At 76.1% G+C, this 11,016-nt stretch carries 9 protein-coding genes; 2 read left to right on the top strand and 7 right to left on the bottom strand.

Annotated elements, in window-relative coordinates; translation table 11 throughout:
• Positions 1 to 96 precede the first annotated feature (96 nt).
• The gene (locus ABZ885_RS28010) at positions 97 to 1,758 is read right to left on the bottom strand and encodes a long-chain fatty acid--CoA ligase (RefSeq protein ID WP_360194262.1); all 1,662 of its coding nucleotides are present in this window, start codon (positions 1,756 to 1,758) and stop codon (positions 97 to 99) included.
• A gap of 205 nt (positions 1,759 to 1,963) precedes the next feature.
• On the opposite strand from ABZ885_RS28010, the gene ABZ885_RS28005 reads away from it, so the two are divergent.
• Entirely contained in the window at positions 1,964 to 2,161 is a 198-nt protein-coding gene (locus ABZ885_RS28005; RefSeq protein WP_360194260.1) for a hypothetical protein, read from the top strand.
• 21 nt (positions 2,162 to 2,182) lie between these two features.
• Here the strand turns inward: ABZ885_RS28005 and ABZ885_RS28000 are convergent, their stop codons facing one another.
• Both ABZ885_RS28000 and ABZ885_RS27995 read right to left on the bottom strand, forming a co-directional pair.
• Positions 2,183 to 3,463, bottom strand: coding sequence for a hypothetical protein (locus tag ABZ885_RS28000; RefSeq protein WP_360194257.1), 1,281 nt, complete (start codon positions 3,461 to 3,463; stop codon positions 2,183 to 2,185).
• A gap of 87 nt (positions 3,464 to 3,550) precedes the next feature.
• Entirely contained in the window at positions 3,551 to 4,429 is an 879-nt protein-coding gene (locus ABZ885_RS27995) for a DUF1906 domain-containing protein (RefSeq protein WP_360194254.1), read from the bottom strand.
• A 152-nt stretch (positions 4,430 to 4,581) separates the two neighbouring features.
• On the opposite strand from ABZ885_RS27995, the gene ABZ885_RS27990 reads away from it, so the two are divergent.
• Entirely contained in the window at positions 4,582 to 5,649 is a 1,068-nt protein-coding gene (locus ABZ885_RS27990; protein ID WP_360194251.1) for an EamA family transporter, read from the top strand.
• Between the two features lie 112 nt (positions 5,650 to 5,761).
• Here the strand turns inward: ABZ885_RS27990 and ABZ885_RS27985 are convergent, their stop codons facing one another.
• The 4 genes from ABZ885_RS27985 to ABZ885_RS27970 all read right to left on the bottom strand — a co-directional run bounded on the left by ABZ885_RS27985 (position 5,762) and on the right by ABZ885_RS27970 (position 10,848).
• The gene (locus ABZ885_RS27985; protein WP_360194248.1) at positions 5,762 to 6,424 is read right to left on the bottom strand and encodes a pyridoxal 5'-phosphate synthase; all 663 of its coding nucleotides are present in this window, start codon (positions 6,422 to 6,424) and stop codon (positions 5,762 to 5,764) included.
• Between the two features lie 555 nt (positions 6,425 to 6,979).
• Positions 6,980 to 7,309, bottom strand: a complete 330-nt coding sequence (locus tag ABZ885_RS27980; protein ID WP_360194246.1) for a hypothetical protein — start codon at positions 7,307 to 7,309, stop codon at positions 6,980 to 6,982.
• Between the two features lie 523 nt (positions 7,310 to 7,832).
• The gene (locus ABZ885_RS27975) at positions 7,833 to 9,197 is read right to left on the bottom strand and encodes an FAD-linked oxidase C-terminal domain-containing protein (RefSeq protein WP_360194243.1); all 1,365 of its coding nucleotides are present in this window, start codon (positions 9,195 to 9,197) and stop codon (positions 7,833 to 7,835) included.
• Positions 9,198 to 9,507: 310 nt separating this feature from the next.
• Positions 9,508 to 10,848, bottom strand: coding sequence for an MFS transporter (locus ABZ885_RS27970; RefSeq protein WP_360194240.1), 1,341 nt, complete (start codon positions 10,846 to 10,848; stop codon positions 9,508 to 9,510).
• Positions 10,849 to 11,016: the final 168 nt, after the last annotated feature.

Here is an 11,016-nt window from a genome sequence, read left to right as displayed (position 1 = left end):
TTTTTGTTTTGTTCATACCTCTTTTTCTCTCCGCCGGCGCCCGGGGGCGGCCCCCCGGGGCGGGGGCCCCCCGCCCCTCGGCCGTGTCCGGTGCGCCTACTCCTTGCCGAGCACCGTGACGTCGAGCTCGTCCGCGGCGTAGCTGGCGCGGATCACCTTCTTGTCGAACTTGCCGACCGAGGTCTTCGGCACCGACTCGACGACGGCCCAGCGCTCCGGCAGCTGCCAGGACGCGATCCGCCCGGCGAGGAAGGCCCGCAGCTCCGGCAGCCCGGCCGTGGCCCCCGGGCGCAGCACGACGGTGGCCAGCGGGCGCTCGCCCCACTTCTCGTCCGGCACGGCCACCACGGCGGCCTCGGCGACCTCGGGATGGGCCATCAGCTGGTTCTCCAGGTCCACCGAGGAGATCCACTCGCCGCCGGACTTGATCACGTCCTTGGCGCGGTCGGTGAGGGTCAGGTAGCCGTCCGCGGTGATGGTGCCGACGTCGCCCGTGCGCAGCCAGCCGTCCTCGGAGAACTTGTCCTCCGGGCGCTGCGGGTCCTGCCCGGCGCCGCCGTAGTACGCCCCGGCGATCCACGGCCCGCGGACCTCCAGCTCGCCCGCCGCGGCCCCGTCGTGCGGCATCCGCTCGCCGTTCGGGCCGATCAGCCGGGCCTCGACGGAGGCCGGGAAGATGCCCTGGGTCACCCGGTACGGCCACTCCTCCTCCGGGGTGAGGCCGCCGGGCGGCTGGGCGAAGGAGCCGAGCGGCGAGGTCTCGGTCATCCCCCAGGCGTGCACGACCCGGATGCCGTGGCGCTCCTCGAAGCCCTGCATCAGCGACGGCGGGCAGGCCGAACCGCCGATGACCACCATGCGCAGGCTGGAGGTGTCGTAGTCGCCCGCGTCCAGCTCGTCCAGCAGACCGCTCCAGATGGTCGGCACGGCGGCGCTGACGGTGGGCCGCACCCGGGCGATCATCTCGGCCATCGGCTTCGGCTGCAGGAAGCGGTCCGGCATCAGCAGGTCGGCGCCGGACATGAAGGCGGCGTGCGGGATGCCCCAGGCGTTCACGTGGAACATCGGGACGACCGGCAGCGCGGTGTCGCGCGGGGTGAAGGCGAAGTTGTCGCCGGTGTTGACCTGGAGGCAGTGCAGGTAGACCGAGCGGTGGCTGTAGAGCACGCCCTTCGGGTCGCCGGTGGTGCCGGAGGTGTAGCAGAGCACGGCGGCCTGGCGCTCGTCGATGTCGGTCTGCCAGGGGTACTCGGCCGGCCGGCCGGCGAGCAGCTCCTCGTAGTCGTGCACGGCGCCCGCGAAGCCGGCCAGCACCGACCGGTCGCCGGGGCCGCTGACCACGATGTGCTTGAGCGTGGGGGCGAGGTCCGGGAGGACGGCGGCGAGCAGCGGGAGCACGGTGCCGTTGACGATGATCACGCGGTCGGCGGCGTGGTTGACGATGAACGACAGCTGGTTCGCCGGGAGCCGCAGGTTGAGCGTGTGCAGCACCGCCCCCATCGCGGGCACCGCGAGGTACGCCTCCAGGTGCTCGGCGTTGTTCCACATCAGCGTGGCGACCCGGTCGTCCCCGGTCACGCCGAGCTCGTCGCGCAGCGCGCACGCCAGCTGGGCGGCCCGCGCGCCGACCTCGGCGTACGTCCGGACGACCGGCCCGCTGCCGTCCCAGGTGGTGACCGTGGACCGTCCGTGAATCGTGGCCCCGTGGTTCAGGATCCGGGCGACGGTGAGCGGTACGTCCTGCATCGTGCTGAACACGGGTCCTCCTTGACCGGGGCACTGCGACCGGGGGCTCTGCGGCTCGACTCCCCGGCTACTGGGCGGTAACGCGGGGGGTCGAGCCCGATTCTGCCCCTCCCCCTTCCCGGTGTCAGCATCCCGGCCCCGTTGCACGGATCACGGCTTCGCTGCGGTCCCGGTCCGCCGGGGAGGGGCCGGACCGGCGGCGGCGATACTGAGGGGCATGAACGACAGTCATGACGGCCGCCGGACGGGTCTGGGCGGGGGCGGGTTCCGGGTGCCGTGCCCGTGCTGCGCGGACGGGGTGCAGACCCGGGCACGGCTCGGCGTCCGGGCGGACCGGTCCGGGACGGGGCACATCACCGAGACCTGCCGGGAGTGCGGCGGCCTCGGCTGGCTGACGCTCGGGCTCAGGCGGTAGGGCCGGCGTGCGCGGGGCCGGTCAGCCCTGCTGGGGGCGGTACAGGAGGCGGACGCAGGCCTCGGGCTCCGGGGTGTACGCGGGGTCGAGGACGTAGCCCTTCTCCGCCGCGATGCGCAGCGCCCGCTGGGCGCCGGCGCCCCGGTAGGTGGCGAGGTTGATCCGGCTTCGGCCGTCCCGGGTGGCATGGCCGGAGTTGGGGCGGGCGAGGACGCGGCGGATGTGGCGCTCCCAGGCAGCGGCGCTGCCGGAGAACTCGGCCCAGAACGCGCACGGGCCGACCGCCCAGCGGGCGCCCCAGCGGTCCCAGTAGTCGGGCTGGGGGTGCCGCCCCTGGAAGAGCAGCAGGCTGAGCACGCCGTAGACGGGGACGTAGGCGATCTGCAGCACGAGCATGAACGGCAGCAGGAACGCGGGCCGGCCCGGACGCGGCCCCCACGGCGTACCGGGAGCGGCCGGCGGGTCGTGCGGGCCGGGGGCGGACACCGCGGCCGGGGCGGGGAAGACCCGGCGGATCCAGACCCGGTCCGGGTCGGGGCCCGCGGAGCCGCCCTCCCAGCCGTACCGCCCGGCCAGCCGCACGACGCCGGCCGCGCCGAGGCCGCGGTAGAGGCGCACCGGGAACTTGACCAGCATCACCCGGCTGAGGTCGTCGCAGACCTCGCCGTCGCCGGCGGCGTGCTTCACCTCGGCGGCGCGGACGCGCCGTTCGAGGATCGGGGTGAGGTACCGCTCCCAGTCCTCCGGGCTGCCGGTGAGCTCGGCCTTGAGGCGGCGCGGCGGGATGAAGGTGCGGTTGACCTTCAGCCAGGCGTCGGAGTCCGGGCCGGACGGGCCGCCGCCCCCGCTCCAGAGCAGGATCGCGAACAGGGCCGCCAGGGCGGCGATCCAGAGCGGCGCGTAGATCCACTGGAGGGTGAACTGGAGCAGCACGGCGGCCCGGTTGCGGCGCGGCCCCGGGCCCGGGTACCGGTCGGCGGGCAGTGCGGCGGCGGGCGGCCCGGGCACGGCGGGCGCGGTGGGCGCGACGGGCCTGGCCTGCGGGGCGGGCTGGGCGACCGGGGCGGGCTGGGCCGGGGCCGGCTGCGCGTAGGGATTCGGCTGCGCGTAGGGGTTCGGCTGCTGCGGGTAGGGGCCCGGCTGCGCGTACGGGTTGGGCGCGCCCTGTGCATACGGGTTCGGCTGTTGCGCGTACGGGTTGGGCGCGCCCTGGCCGTACGGGTTCGCCTGCTGCCCGTACGGGTACGGCTGTGGGCCGCCGTTCCCGCCCGCGCCGCCGTACTGTCCCTGGCGCTCCGTCACGCCGCCCCCCTCGCCCGCCCGGACCTGCCGGTCCGGCGCCGTCCTACCGATCGACGGGACACCCTATCCGCCCCGCCCGCCGGACCGTCAGCTCGCCACCGGGGCGTCGACCCGGCTGCGGTCGACGGTGAGCGTGGCGCCGCCGTACGTCTCCTCGGCGTTGCCGTGGAACTGGTGGACGCGCTGGTGGCCGACCCAGAGCTCGGGGGTGAGCGCGCCGCCGGCGGCGGTGTCGGTGTGGTCGTCCCAGTGCGCGTACCAGAGGGTGTCCGGCAGCGGGGAGCAGCCGGCCCGGGCGGCGGCGGCCAGGTCGGCGATGCCCGAGTCGAGGCTGGAGTAGAAGCCCGCCCGGTGCCCGGCGGCGTGCAGGGCCTGGGTCCAGCCGAGGGTGAAGTCGACCACGGCCTGGCCGCAGGCCGGATCGTGCAGCGGGTACGACTCGATGTCGAGGAAGACCGGGGTGCCCGCGCCGAGCCCGACGGCCGTGAGCCCGGCGACCGCCTCGGCGGCCTCGTCCCGGCCCTGCTGGGCGGCGTGCGCCGGGTCGATCCGCTTCGGCTTGCCCTTGAGCGCGCTGCACGGCGCCTGCAGCCCGACGTGCACCGGCAGGAACCGCCAGCCCATCGCGCGAGCCCGGCGGACCCAGTCGGCGGTGAGCCTGGGCTGGGTGCAGCCGCGCTGGGAGCCGCTGGTGTAGATGCCGAGCGCGCCGTACGGGGAGGCGTCGCGCCAGGCGCGCAGGGTGTCGAGCGACGGCGCGGTGCAGGCGTCGAAGGCCGCGCCGGCGTACCGGTCGCGGGCGCGGAGGGCGGGCGGGCCGGCCCGGTCGGGCAGGACGGTGGCCCGGATGCGGGGCACGGCGGCGGCCACCGGGGTGGTCGCCTCGGCGCTCACGTCCGACCCGTCGGCGGCCATCAGGAGGACGAGCGAGGCGGCGGACACGGCCGCCGAGCGGAGATAGCGCACCCCGCTTTGATACTGACGGACCATCGGACGATTGCGGCAACCGCGCCGCGGGCGCCGGAGACGCTCACCCTTTCAGGCGTCTCCGTCCGCATCCGTCCCGATATTTGTAACGAGCTTGCCCCGGCCTGACTCCTTACGGCAAACTCGCCAGCATGCCCACGCCCAACCCCAGCGAAACCCTCGCCCCGACGCCGGCCGCCGCCGTCGCCGAGGCCCTTGCCATGCCGCCCGCCCCGAAGGGCGAGCCCGCCGGCGAGCGGGGCGGCTGGCGACGAGGCGGGGCACCCGGCTCCGCGACGCCACCGGGTACGCACCCCGCCCGGCCCGCCGGCCGGCGGTTCCCGGACTTCCTGCGGCGCCCGGAGAGGATTCCGGCGCCGCTCTTCTGTCTGGCCGCGATGTTCCTGGTCCAGCTCGGCATCGCCCTGTCCAAGCCGTTGTTCGGCCCGCTCGGGGTCAGCGGCACGACCTTCCTGCGGCTGGGCTTCGCGGCGGTGATCCTGCTCGCCGTCACCCGGCCGCGGCTGCGCGGCCGCCGTCCGCGCGACCTGGCCGCCGCGGGCCTGCTCGGCATGGCCTCCGCCGGGATGACGCTGCTGTTCGCCGGGGCGATCGACCGGCTGCCGATGGGCACCGCCGCGACCATCGAGTTCCTCGGCCCGCTCGCGGTGGCACTGGTCTTCGCCCGCCGGGCCGGCCACCTGGTCTGGGCGCTGCTGGCGGCCGCCGGGGTGGCGCTGCTCACGCTGCTCGGCCACGGCGACGGCGGCTCCTCGCTCGACCCGGTCGGCCTGGCGTACGCCTTCGGGGCGGCCGCCTGCTACGCGGCGTACATCCTCTTCACGGACAAGGTCGGCGCCGCGTTCCAGGGCTTCCAGGGGCTCGCCGTCTCGATGACGGTGGGCGCGCTGACGGTGGCGCCGTTCGGCCTCGGCCAGGCCTGGGACGGGCTGACCGCGCCGGGCGCCTCGCCGCTCCTGCTGCTGCTCTCGGTGGCCGGGGTGTCGCTGCTGCTGCCGGTGATCCCGTACGCGCTGGAGATGACGGCGCTGCGACGGATGCCGCAGCGGGTGTTCAGCGTGCTGGTGAGCCTGGAACCGGCGGTCAGCGCGCTGGTCGGACTGGTGGTGCTGGGCCAGCTGCTGGGCGTGCCGCAGCTGGCCGGAATCGGCTGCGTGGTGGCCGCCAGCGTCGGCGCCACGGTGACCGGGCGGCGCTGAGCGCCCGCGCCGCGGACGTCCGCGGCGGACGCCACCGCCGGGGCGGGCCCGGGCCGGGTGCGTTCCGACGGCCGGGCGCGCCTCGGCCGGGCGCGCCTCGGCCGGATGCGCCCTACGGCCAGAGCAGCGTCCGCGACCACTCCGGGGTGCGGACCGGGCCCGTCCTCGTGTAGCGCAGCCGGACGTGGCGGCGGTCCGGGTCGCCCTGCCAGAACTCCACCTCGTGCGCCCAGAGCGTGTAGACGGCGTGCCCGGCCGCCACGGCGTCCGGGGTGGCCTCCAGGCGGCGGCGGGCGACCGCGACCGCCTCGTCGTACTCGGCGGGCGAGGCCAGCGGCTCGCTCTGCCGGCCGACCAGCGCGCCGATCCGGGCGGCCGGGGAGCGGGTGGCGAACTCGGCCGCGGCGACCTGGTCGGCGGCCCGCTCGACGGTGCCCCGGACCCGGACCTGGCGGCCCAGCTGCGGCCAGTAGAGGGTGAGGGCGGCCGCCGGGTGGTCGGCCAGCTGGCGGCCCTTCGGGCTGTCGGCCGCCGCCGAGAACACCCAGCCGGTGCCGGCCGCGTCCACGTCGCGCAGCACCAGCACCCGGGCGTCCGGCAGGCCGTCGGCGTCGACCGTGGAGAGGGTGACGACCTGCGGGTCCAGCACCCCGGCCGCGAGGGCGGTGGCGAGCCAGTCCACGAAGAGCGGGCCGGGTTCGGCCGGGGCCGCTTCGGCGTCGAAGGACGGCAGCGGGCGGGCCATCGGCGGGCGGCCGAGCAGCAGCTCGGGCACGGACCCGGGCCCCGGATCGAGGCGCGGCCCGGACCCCGGTTCCCGCCCCGGTTCCCGCCCCGGCGCAGGCATGGCCCCGCCCGGGCCGGTCAGGCCCTCGTCCTCCGCTGACATCGCGCCCTTCCTTCCGGTTGCCGCGGCCGCCGCCCCTCGCCGTCCGGGCCGCCGGGGCCCGGGCGCGGGGTGCGCTGTCGGAGCGCAACCGTACCGCCGAGGTGTGACGGCCCGACGGGCGCCCTGGCCCGGACGGGGTACCCGGACCGCCGGGCGCGGCCCGGGGCGCCCGGCCGTCCGTCCGGGGCCCGTTTCGCCCCTGGGACACCCCCCCTTGGGCGGGACGCGCTCGTGGGCGGACACCCCCGGCGGGCCGGACGCGCTCGTGGGCGGTGCCGTCGATCGGCACCGCCCACGAGGCCGGTTCGCGGTGACCCTTTCCGCTGCCCCGGTTCTGCCCTGCGTTTCTCGAAGGTCTCGCTCCGAGCCCCGCCACGGGTGCTCAGCTCACCCGCGGCCGTCCACCTCCGGCGCCCCCGCCGGCGGTGGTGCCCGGTCCGGTCAGTGGAAAACCGGCGCGAAGACGAGGTTGACGTTCTTGTTGGACTGACCGGCCAGGATGGTGCCCGCGTTGTCCTTCACCGCGAGGGTGTTGGCCTGGTTCGAGGCACCGGGCCCGGTGGCCGTCTGCTGGGTGGACACGTAGTTGCCGTCGACCGCGCCGAAGACGTTGCCCGTCCCGACGTTCGACACCACGCTGCTGTTGGAACCGTCGTCGGCCGCCGCGCCGTTGTCGGCGGCGGCGGAGCCGGCGCCCGCGAGCAGCAGGCCGGCCGCCAGCGGGGCGGCGGCCAGAAGACCGGCCAGCCGGCGGGTGCGGATGCGCGCCATGAGTTGCCTCCAGAAAAGCGGTAAATCGTGCATTGATGCCATCTGTTCGCGTGTTCTCGTCGAGTGTTGTTGCCAGGGGAAAGGTGTGCGGGAGTTCGCCGGCCAGACGAACACCTGCGGGCTGCGACGCCGGGAGACAGACTTCCGCAACAAATCGACAAAGCGCCACCCCACCCCGGCAACTTCGCCCTTTAGCGTGATATCCAGGGCAGCCGGGAATAACGCCCTCGTCGACCGAAAGCGCGCCGACACACCGCCTCCGACCTGGGATTTCGCCCGAACGGTGGCGGCCACCGAGCCCCCCGCGGGGAGCGCCCGGGAGGCACACGAAGAACCCGGCGCACCGCCCCCGGCGCAAGGCTCCGGCCGACACGCCCCCGTACGGTCGCGCGACCGACCCGTATCGATAAATCCAGCCATTCTGAGACTTTCCAACAATCCTACGGAACCCCGCTCCGTCACCACTCCCCACGGCCCCCGAAGGCAACGGACGATCCGAACCGGAAACCGGATCAGCCGACCATCAGACCGCTTTCCCGGGATTGAGGATGCCCAGCGGATCGAAGACCGCCTTCAGCTGCCGCTGCAGTTCCAGCGCCACCGGACCCAGCTCACGCGCCAGCCACTCCCGCTTCAGCAGCCCGACCCCGTGCTCCCCGGTGATCGTGCCGCCCAGCTCCAGCCCCAGCGCCATGATCTCGTCGAAGGACCGCTGCGCCCGGGCCGACTCCTCGGGGTCGGCGCCGTCGAAGATGACGATCGGGTGGGCGTTCCCGTCCCCGGCGTGGCTCACCACGCCGATGGTCAGCCCGTGCCGCTCGGCGATCCCGGCGACCCCGTTCAGCATCTCGGCCAGCCGGGACCGCGGCACCGCCACGTCGTCGATCATCGTGGTGCCCAGCCGGTCCAGCGCGGGCAACGCCAACCGCCGCGCCGCCAAGAGCAGTTCGGACTCCGCCTGGTCGTCGGCCGGCACCACCTCGGTCGCCCCGGACGCCCGGCAGATCTCCGCCACCGCGGCCAGCTCGGCACTCGGGTCCGGCCCGTCGAACGCCACCAGCAGCAGCGCCTGGGTCGACTCCGGCAGTCCCATCTGCCCCAGCTCGTTGACCGCCCGCACGGTCACCGCGTCCATCAGCTCCATCAGCGAGGGCGTGAGGCCGCGCGCCATCACCGCGCAGACCGCGGCGCCCGCCGCGTCCGCACTCGGGAACTCCGCCGCCAACGCCAACTGCGGTGCGGGCGCGGGCCGCAGGGCCACCACCGCCCGGACCACCACCCCGAGCGTCCCCTCCGAGCCGACCAGCAGCCGGGTCAGGTCGTAGCCGGCCACGCCCTTGGCGGTCCGCCGGCCGGTGGAGAGCAGCCGCCCGTCGGCCAGCACCACGTCCAGCCCGAGCACGTACTCGCTGGTGACCCCGTACTTGACGCAGCAGAGCCCGCCCGCGCCGGTGCCGATGTTGCCGCCGATCGTGCAGGACTCCCAGCTGGACGGGTCCGGCGGATAGGAGAGGCCCAACTCGGCAGCGGCACGCGACAGTTCCGCGTTCACCACCCCGGGCTCGACCACCGCGATCCGGTTCACCGGGTCGAGCTCCAGGATCCGGTTCATCCGCACCATCGACAGCACGATGCAGCCGTCGACGGCGTTGGCAGCGCCGGAGAGCCCGGTCCGGGCGCCCTGCGGCACCACCGGGACGCGCAGCTCGGAGGCGGTCCGCAGGATGTGCTGCACCTGCTCGACCGTCTCCGGGAAGACCACCACGGCCGGGGTGCCGGCCACGCAGAAACCCGCCATGTCGTGGCTGTAGGCGGCCATCACGTCCGGGTCCACCGCCAGGGCGTCGGGCGGGAGGCCCTGGGCCAGCAGGTCCGTCAGATCACTCATCGCCGTCTCCGATCGCCGCCTGACGTCCGCCACCCGGCGGTACGCCGCTCCGTCGCGTGCCGTACGACCGCCGGACACCGTCCGGCCGCCGCGCGTTCCCGGCCGTGGGCCGGCGCGGCCACCCGCCGCCCGCCCCCTCTGCCCGCACTCTGCCCGGCGGCCGGACGACCGGCAAGTACGCCGCCCCGGCCACCGGGCCGGGGCCCGTGCCCGGCGGCCGGCCAGGGTGGCCGGGCAGGGGGCGGGGCAGGGGACGGGGCAGGGGACGGGGCGGCGAGCCCGCGCCGGCGGCGCTCCGGGGTGCGCCGGGTCAGGCCCGGCGGAGCGCCGCCGACGAGAATGCGGCGAGCCCGGCGGCCCCGGTGGCGAGCGCGCAGAGCGCGGTCGGCCACCGGGCACCGGCCGTGTCCGCGAGCACGCCGAGCAGACCGGTCGACAGCACCAGGGCCGCACTCTGCACCAGCGTCAGCAACGCCTGCACCCGCGAGAGATGGCCCTCCGGCGCACCGCCCAGGACCAGCGGCCCGAGATGGCAGGCGAAGAGCCCCGAACCGGCCCCGGCCACCACCCCGGCCGCGACGGCGGGCGCCACACCGGGTGCCCAGGCCAGGACCGCGATCCCCGCCGACGCCGTGCAGAGCCCGGCCGCCGCCCCGGCTCCGGCCCGCCGCAGCGTGCCCCGCCAGGAGACCAGCCCCGCCACCACCAGCACCCCGGCGCCCTCTCCGCCGCCCACCAGACCGACCGCCCCGGCCCCCCAGCCGTGCGTCCGGGCGAGCAGCGGCACCAGCAGCGAGACCACGGGCAGCAGGGCCCCGGCCGCGGCGCCGGTGAGCAGCAGCGCGGCCCGTAGCAGCGGGTCGGCCAGGGCCAGCCGGACTCCGGCGGCCGCCTCGCGCAGCAGCCCCGGGGAGTCCGCGGCGGACCGGGCCGGGCCGCGTTCCGCCGGCGGCCGGACCCGCAGCAGCACCAGCAGGACGAGCCCGAAGCTCACCGCGTCCGCCAGCGCCGCCCCGGCCAGCCCGCCCACCGCGACCAGGGCACCGCCCAGCGGCGCGCCGAGCAGCGCGGCGACCTGGCCGCCCGCCTGCCGCAGGGCGAGCGCCCGGGGGAGCTGGTGGGCGCCCACCAGGCGGCGCGGCATCGAGCCGCTCGCCGGGAGGTAGAACGCGTCCACCGTGCCGATCACGGCGGCCGCCGCGACCAGCAGCCGGAGCGGGATGCCCGGGCCGGACGCGGCGGCCGCCAGCGCGAGCGTGCCGGCCAGCATCACCGCGTCCCCGGCGAGCATCACCCGGCGGGCGCCGAACCGGTCCGCCACCGCGCCGCCCAGCAGCACCAGGGCGGTCCTGGGCAGGGTGATCGCGGTCAGGACCAGGCCGGCCGCGCCCCCGCCGTGGGCGGACGCGGCCCAGCCCAGCGCGAAGTACAGCGCGGCGTCGCCCAGCAGCCCGGCCTGGGTGCCGCCGAGCCAGAGCAGGTACCGGCCCGGGAGCCCGGCCCGCACCGGCACGGCGGCCGGGGTGTCGGCCGGGCCGGCGTGCGGGCTGTCGGACGGGCCGGCAGCCGTGGTCCCGGTGGCCGGGCCGCCGGACGCCGTGCTTTCGGACGCCGGGCTGCCGGACGCCGTGCTTTCGGAGGTCGTCGCCATGCCCGCCGACGGTAGGACCCTCGACCTGGTCGAGGGCAAACCGCCACCGGCGCGGGCCGCTCCCGGCTAGGCCCAATGCCGGTGACTTTGGGGTCCGTGCCTCGTTGGTTGTGGTGTGGCGAGGGTGGGGCAGGTCAAGTCGCCTGCGGGTGAGCGGTTGTCGGATCG

Source organism: Kitasatospora sp. NPDC047058, assembly GCF_040643935.1.
Taxonomy (GTDB): domain Bacteria; phylum Actinomycetota; class Actinomycetes; order Streptomycetales; family Streptomycetaceae; genus Kitasatospora.
Note: the sequence above shows the minus strand (reverse complement) of the source record. Positions and strands in the feature narration are given on the sequence as shown.

What these genes read in the sequence shown, in the direction of transcription:
- ABZ885_RS28005 (WP_360194260.1), top strand. Translation starts at nt 1,964, where the DNA reads ATGAACGACAGTCATGACGGCCGCCGGACGGGTCTGGGCGGGGGCGGG.
- ABZ885_RS27975 (WP_360194243.1), bottom strand. Translation starts at nt 9,197, where the DNA reads ATGAGTGATCTGACGGACCTGCTGGCCCAGGGCCTCCCGCCCGACGCC.
- ABZ885_RS27980 (WP_360194246.1), bottom strand. Translation starts at nt 7,309, where the DNA reads ATGGCGCGCATCCGCACCCGCCGGCTGGCCGGTCTTCTGGCCGCCGCC.
- ABZ885_RS27970 (WP_360194240.1), bottom strand. Translation starts at nt 10,848, where the DNA reads ATGGCGACGACCTCCGAAAGCACGGCGTCCGGCAGCCCGGCGTCCGAA.
- ABZ885_RS27990 (WP_360194251.1), top strand. Translation starts at nt 4,582, where the DNA reads ATGCCCACGCCCAACCCCAGCGAAACCCTCGCCCCGACGCCGGCCGCC.